The organism is Duganella sp. GW821-FHT07G03, assembly GCF_059418605.1.
In genome coordinates this window covers 301,524-321,197 of sequence record NZ_JBWKQE010000002.1, presented here as the reverse complement: position 1 = coordinate 321,197, position 19,674 = coordinate 301,524, and the positions used below count along the sequence as shown (strand labels likewise).

Below are 19,674 nucleotides of genomic sequence, written 5' to 3'. Positions count from 1 at the left end.
GACGTTATGCAATCGATTGCATTAAATCGAAATCCGATGAATAATGGCGTACCTGCTCAATTAAGCGGCAGATCAAAAACGACAATATCTGGAGACGACAATGGAACAACGCACATTCAAAATGGGTGGCATCGCTGCCGCTGTTGCAACGGCAGTCCTGCACATGGGCGGCGCCTCGGCCCAGCAGGCCGCCCCCGCCGCCGATGGCCTGAACATGGAGCGCGTGGTCGTCACGGGCACCTCCGGCGGTTCCACCAAAATGAAATCGAGCGTGTCGATCAGTACGCTGGAAGGCGAGACCATCAAGAACGGCGCGCCGCTGAGCGCAGCTGAAGTATTACGCTCGGTGCCGGGCGTGCGTTCGGAATCGTCGGGCGGCGAGGGCAACGCCAACATCACGGTGCGCGGCGTGCCGATCTCGGCCGGCGGCGCGCGCTATGTGCAGATCCAGGAAGACGGCCTGCCGGTGCTGCAGTCGGGCGACTTCAACTTCATCACGCCGGACAGCTTCGTCAAGATCGACGGCACGCTGGACCATCTGGAAGTGGTGCGCGGCGGTTCGGCCTCGACGCTGGCGACCAATGCGCCGGGCGGCATCATCAACTTCATCACCAAGACCGGCGAGGAAAAGGGCGGCCATATCGGCATCAGCCACGGCCTGGGCTACGACGAGACCCGGCTGGACTTCGACTACGGCGCACCGCTGTCGGACAAGACGCGCTTCTTCATCGGCGGGAACTACCGCAGCGGCGAAGGCGTGCGCAACACCGGCATGAGCACCGAGGACGGCGGCCAGATTCGCGGCAATATCACGCATGACCTGGACAACGGCTTTATCCGCTTGTCGTTCAAGCACGTGGACGACAAATCGCCGACCGTGCTGCCGGTGCCGGTGCAGGTGGTGAACCAGCAGATCCAGGAAATCCCGGGCATCGATCCGCGCAAGGTGACGTTCTACTCGCCGTACTGGGTGCGCGATGTCACGCTGGGCAAGAACAACACGCCGGTGTCGACCAACGTCAACGACGGCCTGCACGTGAAGAGCGATACGGTCGGCCTGGAAGGTTCGTTCGACCTGGGCGACGGCTGGAACCTGAGCGACAAGTTCCGCACCGCCAGCAACAGCGGGCGCTTCACCGGCGTCTTCGCCGGCAACAACGGCAAGGTCGGAAGCTATGTGTACGCGACGGGACCGAACAAGGGCCAGGCCTACAACGGCCGCGCCTTCTCCGCCGTGGTGTTCAACACCTCGATCGACGACGCCGGCAATACGCTCAACGACACCAAGCTGGCCAAGACCTTCAAGCTGGCCGACGGCTCCAAGCTGACCACCACCGCCGGCTTGTACCTGTCGACGCAGAAGCTGGCGCTGACCTGGAACTTCAACGAGTACCTGATGCAGGCCAGCGGCGACAAGCCGGCCTTGCTGCAAACTGCCAGCGCCACGCCTGGCCTGGTCGGTCCGGCCTTCGGCGGCTGCTGCTCGCGCGCGGTCGACATGGAATACAAACTGACGTCGCCCTACCTGAACGTGGGCTATGAAACCGGCCCGCTGAACATCGACGCCAGCGTGCGCCAGGACCGCCAGCGCGCCAGCGGCACGGCCAATATCGCCACCATGAGCGGCGGCGCGCTGCGCTACGATCCGGCCACGCAGCAGCTGGTGGACTACAAGATCAACCACAACTCGTACTCGGTCGGCGGCAACTACCGCGTCACCGGCAACCTGGCGGCGTTTGCCCGTGTCAGCGACGGCGTGGCCTTCAATGCGGACCGCATCCTGTTCGGCACCCCGCTGGACGGCAGCGCGCCGATCAACATCAACACCGTCAAGCAGATCGAGGGCGGCGTGAAGTGGCGCAGCGGCGGCATCAGCACCTTCGTGACGCTGTTCCAGGCCAAGACCGACGAGAGCAACTACGAGGCGACCACGCAGCGCAGCACCTCCAACAAGTACGACGCCAAGGGTGTGGAGCTGGAAGGCGCGTATGCGTTGAACGATTTCCGCGTCACCGGCGGCATGACCTACACCGACGCCAAGATCACCGGCACCGCGCCCGGCGACGTGGCGGTGATCGGCAACACGCCGCGCCGCCAGGCCAAGGTGGTGTACCAGATCGCGCCGACCTACACCTTCGGCCAGGCCACCGTCGGCGCCAGCTTGATCGGCACCGGCAAGTCGTGGGGCGACGATGCGCACACCATCGTGCTGCCGGCTTACCAGGTGGTGAACGCCTTCGTTAATTATCACGTGACGGAGAAGGCTACCTTGTCGCTGAGCGTGAACAACCTGCTCAACAAGATCGGCTACACCGAAGTCGAAGGCGACGGCCATGCCGCCCGCTCCATCTCCGGCCGCGCCGCGAAAGTTAGTCTGTCCTATGCCTTCTAAAGTAATGTCGGACCGCCTGCTGGCGGTCCTTTCCGATGACCTGCGTCCGCTGGCCGCGCAGCGGCTGGCGGCGGCGGAGCCGGTGCTGCGCCGGCTGCTGGCCGGCCTGTATGGCGAGCGCGCCGATTTCGATGCGTGGCTGGGTGAGCTGATGGAATCGCTGGGTACCCTGTACGCGGCGCGGCCGGCGGAACTGCGGGCGCTTGACGCGCAGCGCGCCGCGCAGCCGGAATGGTTCCTCAGCCAGCGCATGCTGGGCTACTGCGCCTATGTGCAGAAATTCGGCGGCGATTTGAACGGCGTGGCGGCGCGCATCCCGTATCTGCGGGAGCTGGGCGTCAGCTATCTGCACCTGCTGCCGTTCCTGCGTCCGCGCGCGGGCGAGAACGACGGCGGGTTCGCCGTCTCCAGTTTCGACGAGGTCGATCCGGCGCTGGGCAGCAATGCCGACCTGGATGCGTTGACCGCGCAGTTGCGCGCCGCCGGCATCAGCCTGTGCTCGGACTTCATCCTGAACCACGTGGCCGACGATCACGAGTGGGCACGCGCAGCCAAGGCCGGCGACGCCGATGCGCGGGCGATGTTCCATGTGTTCCCCGATCGCGACATGCCGGACCGCTACGAGCGCACGCTGGGCCAGGTGTTCCCTCAGGTGGCGCCGGGCAATTTCAGTTTCATCGAGGAGCTGGATGGCTGGGCGTGGACCACGTTCTACCCGTACCAGTGGGACCTGAACTACGCCAATCCGGCGGTGTTCGCATCGATGGCGGCTGCCCTGCTGCGGCTGGCCAATCGCGGCATCGAAGTGTTCCGTCTCGATTCGACCGCTTTCCTGTGGAAGCGCGAGGGCAGCAACAGCATGAACCAGCCGGAGGCGCACCAGCTGCTGCAAGCCTTGCGGGCGATTGTCGATATCGTCGCGCCGGGCGTGCTGCTGAAGGCCGAAGCCATCGTGCCGACGCGCGAGCTGCCGGCCTACCTGGGCAGCGCCGAGGCGCCCGAATGCCACATCGCCTATCACAGCAGCCTGATGGCGGCCGGCTGGGTGGCGCTGGCGGAGCAGGGCACCGGCGTGCTGCGCGAAGTGATACGCAACACGCCCGCGCTGCCGGCCGCCGCGACGTGGCTCAGCTACGTGCGCTGCCATGACGATATCGGCTGGAACGTGCTGCGCGCGGAGGCTTCGGCTGACGGTTCCGATAGCGCGGTGCGGCTGGCGCGCGCGGCGCGCTTCTTCAGCGGCGCGGAGGGCAGCTACGCCATCGGCGCCGCCTTCCAGAGCACCGATCCGAACGCGGCGCACGGCAGCAACGGCATGGCCGCGTCGCTGACCGGCCTGCAGGCGGCCGGCACCGACGAGGAACGCGCGCTGGCGTTGCGTCGCATGCTGCTTCTGCATGGCCTGGCACTGAGCTTCGGCGCGCTGCCGGTGCTGTACATGGGCGACGAGCTGGCGATGGAGAACGACTACAGCTATCAGGATCGCCCGCAGCACGCGATGGACAGCCGCTGGTTGCAACGGCCGGTGTTCGACCAGCAGCGCTGGAAGCATCGCTACGATGTTTCCACCGTGCCGGGAACGATGCATCAGGCGCTGGCCAAGCTGGTGCGCATACGCGGCCGGCACGATGCGCTGGCGGCCAACGCGCCCCGCGCGCTGCTGGCCGATGCGCCGGACGGCATGCTGGCGCTGGCGCGCGGCGAGCGCTTCCTGACGCTGATGAATTTCTCCGGCCGGCCGCAAAGCTATGCGCTGCAAGGCACCTGGCGCGATTGCGTGGCGGAGCAGGCGACAGGTGGCATGCTGGTGCTGGAACCGTATGCAATGTACTGGCTGGAACCCGAATAATATAGAATCGCCCAAGCAGGGCGTGGAGACAAGCATGACCCAACAAACCATAGCCGTATTCGGCGAAGCGCTGGTCGACGATTTCATCACCGAGCAGGTTGTCGGCGGTGCGCCGTTCAACGTCGCGCGCAATCTGGCGGCATTCGGCGTGGCGACGCTGATGGTCACCCGCATCGGCACCGACAAGAACGGTGCGCTGGTGCGCAACGAGTTCGAGCGCTTCGACATGAGCGAGGCGGGCTTGCAAGTCGATCCGCAGGAGGCCACCGGCCGTGTGGTGGTCGAGCGCAATGCGGACGGCCACCGCTTCATCATCCTGCCCGACCAAGCTTACGACTATGTGGAAACCGCGCCGGCGCTGGCGGCGCTGGCGCAGGCCGCGCCAACCACGATCTACTTCGGCACCATGGCGCAGCGGCACGAGCGATCGCGCACGGCGCTGCGGGCGATGCTCGAAGCGTCCCGCGCGTTCAACGTCCAGCGCTACCTGGACCTGAACGTGCGCGACGGCCAGGTGACGGAGCGCTGCGCTTACGAATCGCTGCACCTGGCGGACATCGTCAAGGTCAACGAGGATGAGCTGAAGGATTTGTTCAGCTGGTACACCCACACCAAACCGGGCACCAAGGCGATCGACAGCGCCGAGATGGTGGACGCCTGCCAGGCGCTGATGCGCATCTTCTCGCTGCAAGGCCTGATCGTCACGCTGGGCGAGCGCGGCGCGCTGTACTTCGGCGCGGACGGTGGCGTCATCGCCAACCAGGATTGCCATGCGCCGGTGCGCATCGTCGACACGGTGGGCGCGGGGGATGCCTTCTCCGCCGTGTTCCTGTTCGGGCAAGCGCAGGGCTGGCCGATCAGCCTCACGCTGGCGCGGGCCAACGCCTTTGCCGGCGCCATCTGCGGCATCTCCGGCGCGGTGCCGGCCGATATCGCGTTCTACCAGCCGTGGATCGAAGCGTGGCGCGGCGACGCGGTCATGCCAGGAGCCGTCGCATGAAGCCGCGGCTGTCGTTCTGGCAGATCGTGAACATGAACATCGGCTTCTTCGGCATCCAGTTCAGTTTCGGTCTGCAGCAGAGCAGCATGAGCCCGATCTACAAATACCTGGGCGCGGACGAAGCCAGCCTGCCCTACCTGTGGCTGGCCGGGCCGATGACCGGCCTGTTGGTGCAGCCGCTGATCGGCGCCATGAGCGACCGCACGGTCACGCGCTGGGGACGGCGCACGCCGTACTTCCTGATCGGCGCCATCCTGTGCAGCCTTGGCCTGCTGGCGATGCCGTTCAGCCCCACGCTGTGGATGGCGGCCAGCCTGCTGTGGATACTGGACGCGGCCAACAACGTGACGATGGAGCCGTACCGCGCCTTCGTCAGCGACAAGCTCGATCCGCAGCAGCATTCGGTCGGCTTCCTGACGCAGAGCGCCTTCACCGGGCTGGGACAAACGCTGGCCTACCTGACGCCATCGCTGCTGGTCTGGTTTGGCATGAACAAGGACGCCGTCAACGGCAGCCATATTCCACACATCGTCATCGTGGCCTTTTTGATCGGTGCGGTGTTCTCGATTTCGTCGGTGCTGTGGACCTTGAAGACCACGCCCGAATATCCGTTGACCAGCGAGGAACTGGCGCAGATCCGCGCGCGGCCGGCCGGCTGGCGGCACACGCTGGGCGACGTCGCCAGCGCGATCCGCGAGATGCCGCCGACGATGAAGCAGCTGGCCTGGGTCAAGCTGTTCCAGTGGTATGCGATGTTCTGCTATTGGCAGTACATCATGCTGTCGCTGTCGACCACCCTCTACGGCACCACCGACCAGGCCTCTCAGGGCTTCCGCGACGCCGGCCTGCTGTCGGGGCAAGTGGGGGCGTTCTACAACTTCATCGCGTTCGTGGGGGCGCTGGCGCTGGTGCCGTTCACGCGCCGCCATGGGCCCAAGGTCACGCACAGCGTCTGCCTGGCGCTGGCCGGCGTCGGCATGCTGTCGATACCGATGATCCATACGCCGGCGCTGCTGTTCGTGCCGATGGTGGGCATCGGGCTGGCGTGGGCCAGCATCATGGGCAATCCGTATGTGATGCTGGCGGGTTGCATACCGCCGGAGCGCACCGGCGTCTACATGGGCATCTTCAATATGTTCATCGTGATCCCGATGATCATCCAGATCTTCACGCTGCCGCTGTACTACCGCAGCCTGCTGGGCGGGAATCCTGAGAATGTGATCCGGCTGGCCGGTGGCCTGATGCTGTGCGGCGCGCTGGCCGTGCTGGCGGTGAAAATAAAAAAGCCGCAGGCGAACCCGCGGCTTGAAGAGGAAGCCAGCCTGGCTTAGTCTTCGCTCATCTGGCTTTGCAGGTAGTTCTGGATGCCGACCTTGCCGATCAGGTCCAGCTGCGTTTCCAGCCAGTCGATGTGTTCTTCGGTGTCTTCCAAAATCATCAGCAGCAGGTCGCGCGACACGTAGTCGGCGGCCTTCTCGGCGGCGGCGATGCCTTCCTTGACGGTGATCTGCGCGCCTTTTTCCAGCTTCAGGTCGCAGCCGATCATCTCTTCGGTGTTCTCGCCGATCATGATCTTGTGCATGGCTTGCAGGTTGGGCAGGCCGTCGAGCATCAGGATGCGGTCGATCAGTTTGTCGGCGTGCTTCATTTCGCCGATCGATTCTTCGTATTCCTTCTTCGCGATCTTCTCGAAACCCCAGTGACGGTACATGCGCGAGTGCAGGAAGTACTGGTTGATGGCGGTGAGTTCGTTGGTCAGCTGAGCGTTCAGCAGGCGAATAACTTCTGGGTCACCCTTCATGGGATGCTTTCTACAATGGTGGTGGAATACTGACATTTTGCCACGAACGCCGTGCTCGCGTGGCGCTATGCGTGCAAAGTGTACCAATATGGGCGGAGTGAGATTGTTGGCGCAAATGAAAACAATTAACATTCCCATGTCGCCGTTATGAAAGGATGTCCCCATGATGCTGCATATCCCCGCCGTGCTGACCAAGCCGCAGGTGCAGGAGTTCCGCCAGCGCCTGGCGCAGGCCGACTGGATCGACGGCCGCGGCACTGCCGGGGCGCAGAGCGCGCAAGTCAAGCGCAACCGCCAGCTGCCGGAGCTGTCGCCGCTGGCGCAGGAGCTGGGCGGCTTCATCACGCAGGCGCTGGCAGCTAATCCGCTGTTCTTCGCGGCGGTGCTGCCGCTGCGCATACTGCCGCCTTACTTCAACAGCTATGCCAGCGGCGAGCATTACGGCATGCATGTCGATGGCGCTATCCGCATGCGGCCCGGCACGGCCAATGCGATGCGGGCCGACGTCTCGTCGACCCTGTTCCTCAGCGAGCCGGAGGAATACGACGGTGGCGAGTTGATCGTCAGCGACGCCTACGGCACGCACGAGGTCAAGCTGGCGGCGGGCGATCTGATCGTTTATCCGTCGAGCAGCGTGCACCGGGTGGCGCCGGTCACGCGCGGCGAGCGGGTCAGTTCGTTCCTGTGGGTCCAGAGCATGGTGCGCGACGACGCCCGGCGCGGCATGTTGTTCGAGCTGGACCAGAACATCCAGAAGCTGCGCGCCGCGCACGGCGACAACGAGATCACGGTGGACCTGACCGGCCATTATCACAACCTGCTGCGCATGTGGGCGGATGTGTGATGCAACCCACGGAGGGCTGACATCGCCAGGGGTAGTATCGATGCTTTCCCCTACCGGAGCGCACCGCCATGGACCCCAGCAATGAAAACCATCACCAGGACTTGATTGGCGAGGACGCCGTCAAGAAGATCCGCGACTTTGTCGACAGCACGCCCGGCTGCTTCTTTTGCACCAACGACGCGGCCGGCGGCCCCGGCGACGCGCGGCCGATGACCGCCCTGCAGGTCGATGCGCAGGGCAATCTGTGGTTCGTCAGCGCCAGCGACAGCCTGAAGAACCTGGAGCTGGCGGCCGAGCCGTCGGCCACGCTGTACTTCCAGGCCTCGGGCCGGGCGGAGTTCATGCACCTGGAGGGCATCGCCACGGTGCTGCGCGATCCGGTCAAGCTGAAGGAGTTGTGGAGTTTTGCGATGAAGACCTGGTTCGCCGGCGGCGAGGACGATCCGCGCGTGACGCTGATCAAGTTCGCGCCGACCTATGGCTACTATTGGGATACCAGGCACGGCAGGGCGGTGGCCAGCGTCAGGATGCTGATCGGCGCCGTGATCGGCAAGCCGCTGGTCGACACGGTCGAGGGCAGGCTGGACGTCTGAGCGCTTAGCCCAGCTGGAAGTTGATCGGCACCAGCGCGTACACGGGGACCGGCTTGCCGTCTTCCATGTTGGGCTTGTACAGGGCGCGCAGCACGGCCTGGCGGCCGGCTTCGTCGAGGTTGCTGGAGCCGGACGATTTGTGGATCACCACCTGCTCGGCCTGGCCTTTTTCGCTGATCAGCACGCGCAGGATGACGATGCCGCTCTCGCCCATGCGGCGCGAGATGTTGGGATAGACCGCCTGCGGCGCGCGCAGGTATTCGACGCCGGACACGGTTTTCGGCGCGGCCGGCGTGGCCACGTGGGCCGGCGCCGGTGGCGCGGGCGGCGCGGCGACGGCGACCGGCTCGCTGGTGCGCGGTTGCGGCGGCGCGACGGTGATGGTCGGCTCGGTCTGCACCATGTTCACCAGCGGAACCGGCGGAATGAAGGCCGGCGCCTGGCGCACCACCGGCACGGTCTTGGGCGGCGGCGGAGCCGGCTTGAGCGGCTCCGGCGCGGCGATGAAGGTGACGTTGACCACCTGCGGCAGGATCGTGCGCGGGACGTGGCTCAACATTCCCGACTGGAACATATAAAACCCGAAGACATGCACCATGACGATGGTGGCCAGCGGCGCGAACTTGCGGCCGCGGGTTTGCCATTGCGTTGTCAGCTGCGCGGCCAGGCCGCGCTCATCCGCCGCCGGCGTTGTCGCCGTGCGGCCATAGGTCATGGTGTTCATCGGCTTGGTCTTAGTTGCTGAAGACAGGGCGCTTCAGTACGGTTTCCTGGATCTCGGCAGTGGCGGCCAAGTGCTCGCTCAGGATTTCCTCGGCGCAGGAAAAGCACTGGCCGCAGCAAGTCGCCACGCCCAGGTCGCGGCGCAGTTCTTCCATCGACGTCAATCCCAATTCCACGGCTTGACGGATTTCACGATCAGATATGTTGTTGCAGACACATACAATCATCGATACACCTTCTGGCTAGGCATTACAAAAAGAATGAACTGACATGATTGCCTGTTGGTTACTTAATGCGAATCATTATCATTAATCGTATACTGCCTCAACTTTGGGCCAGATGCAAGCGCAAATAGAAGTAATTCGCATTACCGTTTATAATGCTAGTATCTTATTTCCGGCAAGAACGCGATCTTGCAGTTCGCCGGCAAGCCGCAGCGGCACTGGCCGGGCGGCGATTTGAACGGACTTCGCTATGACGCAAGCAGCTCCCCTGATCACCCTCGATGCCCTGACGGTCGGCGCCAGCGCCACCGTGGTGCACATCGCCCCCGGCGACGACGCCCACGACGCCCATGATGGCGCCACGCTGGCGCGCCGCCTGATGGAGCTGGGCTTTGTGCCGGGCGAAAAAATCCGCATGCTCAAGCGCGGCATGCCGGGTGGCGAGCCGCTGGCGATCAAGGTCGGCAACTCGACGTTCGCGTTGCGCCGCTTTGAAGCGGCGCTGATTTCGATCCAACCGGAATAAACCATGGGTGCAGCAGATATCGCGGCGCCGGTGGCGCCGGTCCTGACGACGACACCGATGGTGGCGTTGCTGGGCAATCCGAATTGCGGCAAGACCGCGCTGTTCAACCGCCTGACCGGCGCGCGCCAGAAGGTGGCGAACTACGCCGGCGTGACCATCGAGCGCAAGGAAGGCGCGTTCCAGTCCCCGGCCGGCAACGGCTTCCGCGTGCTTGATTTGCCGGGTGCTTATAGTTTGTCGGCCCATACGCCGGACGAGGCGATCACGCGCGACGTGGTGGCCGGCCTGCGCGCGGGCGAGCCGTCGCCGGACGTGGTGGTGTGCGTGGTCAACGCCACCAACCTGCGCCTGAACCTGCGGCTGGTGCTGGAGATCAAGCGACTCGGCCTGCCGATGATTTTGGCGCTGAACATGGTGGACGTGGCCAAGAAGCGCGGCATCGAGATCGACGCCGACCGTCTGGCACAGGAGCTGGGCATGCCGGTGGTGGAAACCGTGGCGGTGCAGGCCGGCGGCGAGAAGTCGCTGCTGCGCGCGCTGGACGCGATGCTGCCGCTGCACGCGGTCAAGCCGCAGCCGCTGTCGGCGATCGACGCGGTCGGCGTGGAAGAGACGCAGCGCGAAGTGCGCCGCATCCTGGCGCTGGTCAGCAGCGACGCCCACGACACCGGCAACCTGACCGAGAAGATCGACAACGTGGTGCTGCATCCGGTGCTCGGCCCGGTGATCCTGGCGGTGCTGATGTTCCTGGTGTTCCAGGCGGTGTTCAGCTGGGCCAATGTGCCGATGGATATGATCAAGGCCGGCGTCGACGGCGTCGGGACCATGCTGAAGGGCGCGATGGCCGATGGCCTGCTGCGTAGCCTGCTGGTCGAGGGCATCCTGGGCGGGGCCGGCAGCGTGCTGGTGTTCCTGCCGCAGATCCTGATTTTGTTCTTCTTCATCCTGATCCTGGAGGACTGCGGCTACCTGCCGCGCGCGGCCTTCCTGCTGGACCGCCTGATGGGCGGCGTCGGCCTGTCGGGGCGCGCCTTCATTCCGCTGCTGTCCAGCTTTGCCTGCGCGATTCCGGGCGTGATGGCGGCGCGCACCATCCAGAACCCGCGCGACCGGCTGGTGACGATCATGATCGCGCCGCTGATGACATGTTCGGCGCGCTTGCCGGTGTATGCGCTGATCATCGCGGCCTTCATTCCGGAGCGCGAGCTGTTTGGCTTCATGAGTCTTCAGGGGCTGGTGCTGTTTGTGCTGTACTTCGCCGGCATCGCTTCGGCGATGGCGGTGGCTTATGTCATGAAGCGCGCGATGGGCTCGAACCACAAGCATCCGCTGATGCTGGAGCTGCCGGCCTACCACTGGCCGCATTTGCAGAACCTGGCGCTGGGCCTGTGGGAGCGCTGCAAGATCTTCCTGTCGCGCGTGGGGACCATTATCCTGACCTTGATGGTGCTGCTGTGGTTCCTGAGTTCCTTCCCGGGCGCGCCTGAAGGGGCGACCCATCCGGCCATCTACTACAGCATGGCCGGCATCCTGGGGCGCGGGCTGGAATATGTGTTCGCGCCGATCGGCTTCAACTGGCAGATCTGCATCGCGCTGGTGCCCGGCCTGGCCGCGCGCGAGGTGGCGGTGGGGGCGCTGGGCACGGTGTACGCGTTGTCGCAGAGCGGCGAGGCGCTGGCGCAGTCGCTAACGCCCATCATCGCCAGCTCGTGGACCTTGCCGACGGCCTTGTCGCTGCTGGCGTGGTACGTGTTCGCGCCGCAGTGCATGTCGACCCTGAGCGTGGTGCGGCGCGAGACCAACAGCATCCGCTATCCGCTGATGATGGCCGGCTATATGTTCGCGCTGGCGTACACGGCGTCGTTCCTGACTTACCGTATTTCCCTGTTCTTCATCGGAGGCTGAGCATGTGGCAGCAAGTGATCGTGGCGTTGATTGTGGTGGCGGCCTTGGCGCATTTCTGCACCAAGTACCTGCCGGCGGCCTTGCGCAGGCAGATCGTCTACGTGCTGTCGCGGCGCGGCTACGACCAGAATAAACTGGCTAAACTGTTTAACACGAAATCGAGCTGCGGCGACGGCTGCTCCAGCTGCGGTTCCTGCGACACCACGCCGTCGGCAGCGTCCGACGCGCCCACCTCCGCGCCGCTCAAGCGCGTCATCATGCTGCACGTGCAGCGCTGATTCTCTCCCCTCTGCGCCGGCGCAAACGCGCCGGCCACAGCCTGTTTAATCTTATCCGCAAAGCGATTGATTTCTTAATCTTTGCGGATAAGATGAAACATGGTGATCACCTTCGATCCCAAGAAAGACAAGCTCAACCAGCGCAAGCACGGCATATCGCTGTCCGCGGCGTCGGCGTTTGACTGGGACAACGCGCTGATCTGGATAGATCAGCGCTATCACTACTCAGAAGTACGGGAGTGTGCCATAGGCTTGATCGGTCATCGTTTGTTTCATGTGACCTTCGTTGATCGCGGTCGCGAACGTCGAATTATTAGTTTGCGCAAGGCGAACGGAGGCGAGGAGATCTTGTATGTTGGATAAAAGTAAGATTATTTTTGCGACTCCGGAGGAGGATGCCGCAATTACTGCCGCCGCTTTATCTGATCCCGATGCGCTGCCGATGACAGAAGAGCAGTTGGCGCAATTCCGTCCGTGGCGCTTGCGGCTGCTGCCGCCTGCGGATGCGCCCAAAGTAAACGTCAGCATCGACTACGATGTTGACTTGATCGATGTCTTCAAGCGCACCGGCGAGGGATGGGAGCTGGGTATAAACGCCGTACTGCGGGAATGGGCGATCCGTCGCGGCTATCTGCCCTATCCTGACTAGCAAAGCGGATTGAACGACTCCGCCTGCGCCATCGGCCAGTACAGGCCGAACACCGGCGGCAGGTGCGCCAGCTGGCTGGGGTCGAGCAGCTCGCCCGGCTCCAGGTAGGGCAGCAGCGCCGACACCAGCTTGACCTGGTTGGTCGAGATGCGCCGCACCAGGTGGTGCGCCTTCAGTTGCGACGGGTGCGTCAGGCCGGCGGCGGCGATCAGCTGGGCCAGCGCCTTCAGGGTGTTCTGGTGGAAGTTGGCGACGCGCCGGGTCTTGTCCGGCACCACCAGCGCGCGCTGGCGGGTCCGGTCCTGGGTGGCGACGCCGGTCGGGCAGCGGTCGGTGTGGCAGCTCTGCGACTGGATGCAGCCCAGCGCGAACATGAAGCCGCGCGCCGAGTTGCACCAGTCCGCGCCCAGCGCCAGGATGCGGGCGATGTCGAAGGCGGTGATGATCTTGCCCGAGGCGCCGATCTTGATCTTGTCGCGCAGGTTGGCGCCCACCAGCGTGTTGTGCACCAGCAGCAGCGCCTCCTGCAGCGGCGTGCCGACGTGGTCGGTGAACTCGACCGGCGCGGCGCCGGTGCCGCCCTCGCCGCCGTCGACCACGATGAAGTCGGGCGTGATGCCGGTGGCCAACATGGCCTTGACGATGCCGAAAAATTCCCACGGGTGGCCGATGGCCAGCTTGAAGCCGGTCGGCTTGCCGCCGGACAGGGTGCGCAGGCGGTCGATGAAGGCCAGCATCTCCAGCGGCGTGTTGAAGGCCGAGTGCTTCGACGGCGAGATGCAGTCCTGGCCCATGGGCACGCCGCGGGTGGTGGCGATCTCGATCGTGACCTTGGCGCGCGGCAGCACGCCGCCGTGGCCCGGCTTGGCGCCCTGCGACATCTTCAGCTCGATCATCTTCACTTGCGGCGTGGTGGCGTTGGCGACGAAGTTCTCCTCGGAGAAGGTGCCGTCGGCGTTGCGGCAGCCGAAGTAGCCGGAGCCGATTTCCCACACCAGGTCGCCGCCGTTCTGGCGGTGGTAGGGGCTGATGCTGCCTTCGCCGGTGTCGTGCATGAAGCCGCCGGCCTTGGCGCCGCCGTTGAGCGCCAGGATGGCGTTGGCCGACAGCGCGCCAAAGCTCATCGCCGAGATGTTGAACACGCTGGCCGAATACGGTTGCGCGCGCGGGCAGTCCGGGTGCTTGCCGATGTCGATGCGGAAGTCGTGGTGCTGCTCGGGCGCGGGGCTGATCGAGTGGTTGATCCATTCGTAGCCGGGGGCGTAGACGTCGAGCTGGGTGCCGAAGGGGCGCTTGTCGGTGTCCATCTTGGCGCGCTGGTAGACGATGCTGCGCTGGTTGCGCGAGAACGGCTCGGCCACGGTGTCGTCCTCCAGGAAGTACTGGCGGATCTCGGGGCGGATCGATTCGAAGAAGAAGCGGAAGTGCGCCAGGATAGGGTAGTTGCGGCGCAGCGCGCGCTTGGTTTGCAGCAGGTCGGTGACGCCGACCACGACCAGCGCGGCGGCCAGCAGCGGGATCCACCACGGCGCGGCCAGCGCCAGCGATGCGGCCAGGGTGACGACGGCGGCGTTGAAGACGAGGTAACGCGGGGAAAACAGGTTCATGGGTGCTCCGGTGGGCGGCTGATGGGGGCAGTGTACTGCTGTTTCTTGTGGGAATCCATCGGTCTGTGGCGGGGCGGGCGCGCAAGTCGGGCAACAATGCTAAGCTAGCGGGATTGCGGCGCACGGCCGTTCTTTTTTTGGGAAGTCCACCATGATCGTCGTCCACCATCTGAACAATTCGCGCTCGCAGCGCGTGCTCTGGCTGCTCGAGGAGCTGGGGCTGGCGTACGAGATCGTGCGCTACCAGCGCGACCAGAAGACCATGCTGGCGCCGCCGGAGCTGCTGGCGATCCACCCGCTGGGCAAGTCGCCGGTGATATCCGACGGCGACATCGTGGTGGCGGAGTCGGGCGCGATCGTCGAGTACCTGGTCGAGACCTACGGCAACGGCCGGCTGGTGCCGCCGGCCGGCACGGCGGAGCGCCGCCGCTGGACCTACTTCCTGCACTACGCCGAAGGCTCGGCGATGACGCCGCTGCTGATGAAGCTGATCTTCGACCGGGTCGAGACCAGTCCGGCGCCGTTCTTCGTCAAGCCGATCGCGCGCGGCATCGCGCAGAAGGTCAAGGCGGGCTACATCCAGCCGCAGATCGAGAAGCACCTGGACTACCTGGAGGCGGAGCTGAATAAGACGCCGTGGTTCGCCGGCGCCGAGTTCAGCGCGGCCGATATCCAGATGAGTTTTCCGCTGGAGGCGGCCGCCGCGCGCGGCGGGCTGGACGAGCGCCGGCCGAACCTGATGGCCTTCCTCAAACGCATCCACAGCCGCCCGGCCTTCCAGCGCGCGCTGGAGCACGGCGGTCCATATGAATTGCTGAAATAAGCCGCTGCGCTGGCGTCGTCATTCCCGCGCAGGCGGGAATCCATGCGTCGCGTCCGGAGTCTGCTGTGTATGGATTCCCGCTTTCGCGGGAATGACGGTGGTCGGGTAAAATGATGGATTGAACAAGCCCGGAAGATGTTGAACATGGGTAGACTCCTCGCCATCGACGGCCTCAATATTGTGCGCCGCGTCTACGAAGCCAGCCCCGAACCCGATAGTCCTGAAAAGGCCGAGATCGCGCTGCGCCACGCGCTGTCCTCGTTCCGCAAACTGCTGCACGAGCACGAGCCGAGCCACGTGCTGCCGGCCTTCGACTTCGGCGGCAACACCTGGCGCCACGATCTGTATGCCGGCTACCGCGAGGCGCGCGCGCCGATGCCCTCGGCGCTGCGCGAGGCGCTGCCGGGCTTTTACGACAAGCTGCGCGGCGTCGGCCTGCATGTGGTGTCGCTGCCGCAGGTGGAGGCGGACGACGTGATCGGCACCGTGGTGCTGCGCTGGCTGGCCGACGGCCGCGGCGAGGCCACCGTGGCCAGCACCGACAAGGATTTGCACGGCCTGATCGCGCAGGGCGCCCGCGTGTGGGACCACTTCAAGGGCGAATGGCACGACCACGCCTGGGTCGAGCGCAAATGGGGCGTGCCGCCGGCGCAGCTGCCGGACCTGCTGGCGCTGATGGGCGACGCCACCGATTCCATCCCCGGCGTGTCCAAGGTCGGCGTCAAGAAGGCGGCCAAACTGTTGCGTACTTACGGCACTCTGGACGGGATCATGGCCGGGGCCGGCATTCTGAAGGATGCGCTGGGCGAAACTCTACGAAAAGAACGCGAAATGCTGTATCTTTCGAGACAATTGGTGCAATTAAAAACGGACGTGCGGGTCGGCGTGACCTGGAATATGCTGGCCTGGGATAAGACCTGAGCGCACGCCCACTAAGACAAGGTTTGCAAGATGTTAAAAGCGGTCATTATCGACACCAGCGCCGTCGCGCGCGGCCTGCTCAACACGGTCCTGCTCGATGGCGGCTATGACGTGGTGGGCCAGACCCACACCTGCGCCAGCGGCCTGGCGCTGCTGATCAAGCACAATCCCCACATCGTCTGCATCGCCCGCGAGCAGATCGAGAACGGCGAGGAGGTCGTGCGCGAGATCAAGACCGGCTGGCCGAAGGCGCTGATCTTCATGGTCTCGAGCGAATTCGACGCCGCCACCATCCAGGCCGCGCACGCGATGGGCGTGAACGGCTTCATCGTCAAGCCGTTCAAGGCCGACACCGTGCTCAATACCATACGCAATACGGTGATCGCCATGGTCAAGCGCCAGCGCGCGGCGCTGGCCAAGGATGCCGGCGCGCCGGAAGGGCAGGAGTCGTCCGACAGCGACGGCGGCGAGCCCGCCGCCGGCTAGTCTCCGGCGGCGAAGGTCGAGCTGGCGATGATGCCGCCGCCGAGGCAGACGTCGCCGTCGTACAGCACGGCCGACTGGCCCGGCGTCACCGCCCATTGGGCGTCCATGAACTTCAACGCGAAATCGGAAGCGCCTTCCGGGGCGAGCTCGCACGCCACGTCGGCCTGGCGGTAGCGGGTCTTGGCCGACATGGCGCGCGCGGTCGGCGCCTCGCCGGCGACCCAGCTGGCCTGGTCGGCGCGCAGCGTGGCCGACAGCAGCCATGGATGGTCGTGGCCCTGGACGATGTACAGCGTGTTCTCGGCCACGTCCTTGCGCGCCACGTACCAGGCGTCGCTGCTGCCGTCCGGATTCTTGTAGGCCTTCATGCCGCCGACGCCGATGCCCTTGCGCTGGCCCAGCGTGTAGAAGCTCAGGCCCACGTGCTCGCCCACCACCTTGCCGTCCGGCGTCTTCATCGGGCCCGGCTTGTACGACAGGTAGCGGTTGAGGAATTCGCGGAACGGCCGCTCGCCGATGAAGCAGATGCCGGTCGAATCCTTCTTGGCGGCGTTGGGCAGGGCCAGTTTCTCGGCGATCTTGCGCACTTCGGTTTTCGGGATTTCGCCCAGCGGGAACAGGGTCTTGGACAACTGCGCCTGGTTCAGGCGGTGCAGGAAGTAGCTCTGGTCCTTGGTGTGGTCGACCGCCTTGAGCAGCTCATGGCGCTCGCCGTTCTGGCGCACGCGCGCGTAGTGGCCGGTGGCGATCAGGTCGGCGCCCAGGTGCATGGCGTGGTCCAGAAAGGCCTTGAACTTGATTTCGGCGTTGCACAGCACGTCCGGGTTGGGGGTGCGGCCGGCCTGGTATTCGCGCAGGAAGTCGGCGAACACGCGGTCCTTGTATTCGCTGGCGAAGTTGACCGCCTCGATGTCGACGCCGATGACGTCGGCCACGCTGGCGGCGTCGATCCAGTCCTGGCGCGTGGAGCAGTATTCGGAATCGTCGTCGTCTTCCCAGTTCTTCATGAACAGGCCGACCACGTCGTAGCCTTGTTCCTTGAGCATCCACGCCGCGACCGAGGAATCGACCCCGCCCGACATCCCGATCACGACTTTTTTCTTGCTCATCTTACTTTCCTGCCTTATCCATTCGCGGTGCTCACCGCTTCCTTGTACACCGAGGTGTGGGTTTGTATCAGTTCCAGCGGGGCGCGGCGCCCGGCCAGGTATTCGTCCACGCATTGCAGCACGGTGGGGCTGCGGTGACGGTCGGCGCAGGCGGCCAGTTCGTCGCGCGTCAGCCACATGGTGCGCAGGATGCCTTCGTCCAGCGGACGGTCATGCTTGGCGCCCGGCACGCCGCAGAAGGTGAAGCGCAGATACGTCACTTCCTCGCCGGTGCGGTTGGAGGTGTAGCGCGACATGTACATGCCCACCAGCGCGGTCGGCGTGAAGTCGTGCGCGGTTTCCTCCAGCGTTTCGCGGATCACGGCCTGCTCCAGCGATTCGTGCGGGTCGAGGTGACCGGCCGGCTGGTTGATGCGGATGCCGTCGCTGGTCTCTTCTTCGATCAGCAAGAATTTGCCATCTTTTTCGACGATGGCGGCAACAGTAACAGAGGGTTTCCAGATACGCGGCATGAGTCATCCTTGAAAGAGCCGACATTTTAGCCTGTTCCGGGCATTTGGTTTGAACCCGCCTGCACCGAAAGATGGCTTCGTATTGAAAAATCGCAAGGTTTGTTGTGTTAATCCGTGTTTGACTGGGCGTTTTGCGCCAAATTGAGTGTTTTAACGGCAATTCATGATAAATAGTAATAAATGATGTGATAAAACCGCTATTTATTGATCTATAGATATTAAGTATGCTGGGGCCATCGAGGGGCGATGCTGTCCCGGCAATCCGTGTTAGATTCTAGTCAGTTTATCAATCCTTTGGAGGCACCATGAGAGTAGGCATACCGGCCGAGACGCGGCCGGGCGAAACCCGGGTAGCGGCAACGCCCGAGACAGTCAAGAAACTCGCAGCCAAGCATCAAGTGATCGTGCAAGCCGGCGCCGGGTTATCGGCATCGGTCACCGACGAGGCCTACGCGGCCGCAGGTGCGCAGATCGGCAGCGCGGCGGAAGCCTTTGCTGCGGACGTGGTTTTGAAAGTGCGTGCCCCGAATGCGGAGGAGCGCGGGCTGATCGCCGCCGGCACGGTGGTGATCGGCATGTTGAACCCCTTCGACGCCGACAACAACGCGGCGATGGCGACGGCCGGCTTGCAGGCCTTCGCGCTGGAGGCGGTGCCGCGCATCACGCGCGCGCAGTCGATGGACGTGCTGTCGTCGCAGGCCAACATCGCCGGCTACAAGGCGGTGATGGTGGCGGCCAACACGTACCAGCGCTTCATGCCGATGCTGATGACCGCGGCCGGCACCGTCAAGGCGGCGCGGGTGCTGATCATGGGCGTGGGCGTGGCCGGCCTGCAGGCGATCGCCACGGCCAAGCGCCTGGGCGCGGTGATCGAGGCGTCCGACGTGCGCCCGCCGGTCAAGGAGCAGGTCGAGTCGCTGGGCGCGAAGTTCATCGACGTGCCCTTCCTGACCGACGAGGAGAGGGAAATCGCCAAGGGCGTGGGCGGCTATGCGCGCTCGATGCCGGCCGACTGGATGCGTCGTCAGGCGGAGCTGGTGCATGAACGCGCCAAGCTGGCCGACATCATCATCACCACCGCGCTGATTCCGGGCCGTCCGGCGCCGGTGCTGATTTCCGAGGAGACGGTGAAGGCGATGAAACCGGGTTCGGTGATCGTCGACCTGGCCGTGTCGCAGGGCGGCAACTGCCCGCTGTCGGAGCTGAATAAAACCGTGGTCAAGCACGGCGTCCACATCGTCGGCGAGCCGGACCTGGCGACGCTGGTGGCGGCCGACGCGTCGGCGCTATACGCGCGCAACGTGCTGGACTTCCTCAAGCTGATCATCGACAAGGAAGACAAGCTGGTGATCGACCGCGAAGACGAAATCATCAAGGCCACGCTGCTGTGCTCGGGCGGCGAGCTGTTACGAAAATAATAGGGGAATCAATC

At 64.6% G+C, this 19,674-nt stretch carries 21 protein-coding genes; 15 read left to right on the top strand and 6 right to left on the bottom strand.

Annotated elements, in window-relative coordinates:
* Nucleotides 1-100 precede the first annotated feature (100 nt).
* Genes AC07OK_RS05355 through AC07OK_RS05340 form a run of 4 tightly spaced genes read left to right on the top strand, consistent with a single transcriptional unit; the run spans nt 101 to nt 6,572 of the window.
* Complete coding sequence (locus AC07OK_RS05355; protein WP_494689306.1) at nt 101-2,392, top strand: TonB-dependent receptor; 2,292 nt, start codon at nt 101-103, stop codon at nt 2,390-2,392.
* Nucleotides 2,382-4,241, top strand: coding sequence for an alpha-amylase family glycosyl hydrolase (locus tag AC07OK_RS05350; protein ID WP_494689305.1), 1,860 nt, complete (start codon nt 2,382-2,384; stop codon nt 4,239-4,241). Before AC07OK_RS05355 ends, AC07OK_RS05350 begins: the two co-directional genes overlap by 11 nt.
* Nucleotides 4,242-4,275: 34 nt before the next feature.
* The gene (locus tag AC07OK_RS05345; RefSeq protein ID WP_494689304.1) at nt 4,276-5,241 is read left to right on the top strand and encodes a PfkB family carbohydrate kinase; all 966 of its coding nucleotides are present in this window, start codon (nt 4,276-4,278) and stop codon (nt 5,239-5,241) included.
* Nucleotides 5,238-6,572: an MFS transporter gene (locus AC07OK_RS05340; protein WP_494689303.1), complete on the top strand. Its 1,335-nt coding sequence runs from the start codon at nt 5,238-5,240 to the stop codon at nt 6,570-6,572. Before AC07OK_RS05345 ends, AC07OK_RS05340 begins: the two co-directional genes overlap by 4 nt.
* On the opposite strand, the gene bfr is transcribed toward AC07OK_RS05340, so the two are convergent.
* Complete coding sequence (gene bfr / locus AC07OK_RS05335; RefSeq protein ID WP_494689302.1) at nt 6,569-7,042, bottom strand: bacterioferritin; 474 nt, start codon at nt 7,040-7,042, stop codon at nt 6,569-6,571. The two genes, AC07OK_RS05340 and bfr, sit on opposite strands and share 4 nt — an antisense overlap.
* A 163-nt stretch (nt 7,043-7,205) precedes the next feature.
* On the opposite strand from bfr, the gene AC07OK_RS05330 reads away from it, so the two are divergent.
* A complete protein-coding gene (locus tag AC07OK_RS05330; RefSeq protein WP_494689301.1) occupies nt 7,206-7,886 on the top strand; it encodes a Fe2+-dependent dioxygenase in 681 nt (226 codons plus the stop codon).
* Nucleotides 7,887-7,954: 68 nt separating this feature from the next.
* Nucleotides 7,955-8,479, top strand: coding sequence for a pyridoxamine 5'-phosphate oxidase family protein (locus AC07OK_RS05325; protein WP_494689300.1), 525 nt, complete (start codon nt 7,955-7,957; stop codon nt 8,477-8,479).
* A gap of 4 nt (nt 8,480-8,483) precedes the next feature.
* On the opposite strand, the gene AC07OK_RS05320 is transcribed toward AC07OK_RS05325, so the two are convergent.
* Both AC07OK_RS05320 and AC07OK_RS05315 read right to left on the bottom strand, forming a co-directional pair.
* The gene (locus AC07OK_RS05320; protein ID WP_494689299.1) at nt 8,484-9,203 is read right to left on the bottom strand and encodes an energy transducer TonB; all 720 of its coding nucleotides are present in this window, start codon (nt 9,201-9,203) and stop codon (nt 8,484-8,486) included.
* Between the two features lie 10 nt (nt 9,204-9,213).
* Nucleotides 9,214-9,429: a (2Fe-2S)-binding protein gene (locus AC07OK_RS05315; RefSeq protein WP_116991964.1), complete on the bottom strand. Its 216-nt coding sequence runs from the start codon at nt 9,427-9,429 to the stop codon at nt 9,214-9,216.
* A gap of 247 nt (nt 9,430-9,676) precedes the next feature.
* Between AC07OK_RS05315 and AC07OK_RS05310 the strand changes: the two genes are divergently transcribed.
* The 5 genes from AC07OK_RS05310 to AC07OK_RS05290 all read left to right on the top strand — a co-directional run bounded on the left by AC07OK_RS05310 (nt 9,677) and on the right by AC07OK_RS05290 (nt 12,784).
* Entirely contained in the window at nt 9,677-9,952 is a 276-nt protein-coding gene (locus AC07OK_RS05310) for a FeoA family protein (RefSeq protein WP_494689298.1), read from the top strand.
* 3 nt (nt 9,953-9,955) lie between these two features.
* Nucleotides 9,956-11,857 carry a ferrous iron transporter B gene (gene feoB, locus AC07OK_RS05305; protein ID WP_494689297.1) on the top strand — a complete coding sequence of 634 codons (1,902 nt, stop codon included), beginning with the start codon at nt 9,956-9,958 and terminating at the stop codon, nt 11,855-11,857.
* Between the two features lie 2 nt (nt 11,858-11,859).
* Nucleotides 11,860-12,135 (top strand): DUF6587 family protein, encoded by a 276-nt coding sequence (locus AC07OK_RS05300; RefSeq protein ID WP_494689296.1) that lies wholly within the window; start codon nt 11,860-11,862, stop codon nt 12,133-12,135.
* 99 nt (nt 12,136-12,234) lie between these two features.
* Nucleotides 12,235-12,498 (top strand): BrnT family toxin, encoded by a 264-nt coding sequence (locus AC07OK_RS05295; protein WP_494689295.1) that lies wholly within the window; start codon nt 12,235-12,237, stop codon nt 12,496-12,498.
* On the top strand, nt 12,488-12,784 hold the full coding sequence (locus tag AC07OK_RS05290) for a BrnA antitoxin family protein (RefSeq protein ID WP_494689294.1): 297 nt from the start codon (nt 12,488-12,490) through the stop codon (nt 12,782-12,784). Before AC07OK_RS05295 ends, AC07OK_RS05290 begins: the two co-directional genes overlap by 11 nt.
* Here the strand turns inward: AC07OK_RS05290 and AC07OK_RS05285 are convergent.
* Nucleotides 12,781-14,391 (bottom strand): FMN-binding glutamate synthase family protein, encoded by a 1,611-nt coding sequence (locus AC07OK_RS05285; RefSeq protein WP_494689293.1) that lies wholly within the window; start codon nt 14,389-14,391, stop codon nt 12,781-12,783. The two genes, AC07OK_RS05290 and AC07OK_RS05285, sit on opposite strands and share 4 nt — an antisense overlap.
* A gap of 151 nt (nt 14,392-14,542) precedes the next feature.
* On the opposite strand from AC07OK_RS05285, the gene AC07OK_RS05280 reads away from it, so the two are divergent.
* The 3 genes from AC07OK_RS05280 (at nt 14,543) to AC07OK_RS05270 (ending at nt 16,621) form a co-directional block, all read left to right on the top strand.
* Entirely contained in the window at nt 14,543-15,214 is a 672-nt protein-coding gene (locus tag AC07OK_RS05280) for a glutathione S-transferase family protein (protein ID WP_494689292.1), read from the top strand.
* Nucleotides 15,215-15,358: 144 nt separating this feature from the next.
* Entirely contained in the window at nt 15,359-16,135 is a 777-nt protein-coding gene (locus AC07OK_RS05275; RefSeq protein WP_494689291.1) for a 5'-3' exonuclease, read from the top strand.
* A gap of 30 nt (nt 16,136-16,165) precedes the next feature.
* Nucleotides 16,166-16,621, top strand: coding sequence for an ANTAR domain-containing response regulator (locus tag AC07OK_RS05270; RefSeq protein ID WP_494689290.1), 456 nt, complete (start codon nt 16,166-16,168; stop codon nt 16,619-16,621).
* Here AC07OK_RS05270 and mnmA read toward each other — a convergent pair.
* Together mnmA and AC07OK_RS05260 are read right to left on the bottom strand one after the other, a co-directional pair.
* Nucleotides 16,618-17,730, bottom strand: coding sequence for a tRNA 2-thiouridine(34) synthase MnmA (gene mnmA / locus AC07OK_RS05265; RefSeq protein ID WP_494689289.1), 1,113 nt, complete (start codon nt 17,728-17,730; stop codon nt 16,618-16,620). The two genes, AC07OK_RS05270 and mnmA, sit on opposite strands and share 4 nt — an antisense overlap.
* 14 nt (nt 17,731-17,744) lie before the next feature.
* Complete coding sequence (locus tag AC07OK_RS05260) at nt 17,745-18,242, bottom strand: NUDIX hydrolase (protein ID WP_494689288.1); 498 nt, start codon at nt 18,240-18,242, stop codon at nt 17,745-17,747.
* 305 nt (nt 18,243-18,547) lie between these two features.
* Here AC07OK_RS05260 and AC07OK_RS05255 point away from each other — a divergent pair, with 305 nt between their 5' ends.
* Nucleotides 18,548-19,660, top strand: coding sequence for a Re/Si-specific NAD(P)(+) transhydrogenase subunit alpha (locus tag AC07OK_RS05255; protein ID WP_494689287.1), 1,113 nt, complete (start codon nt 18,548-18,550; stop codon nt 19,658-19,660).
* The last annotated feature ends 14 nt before the right edge of the window (nt 19,661-19,674 follow it).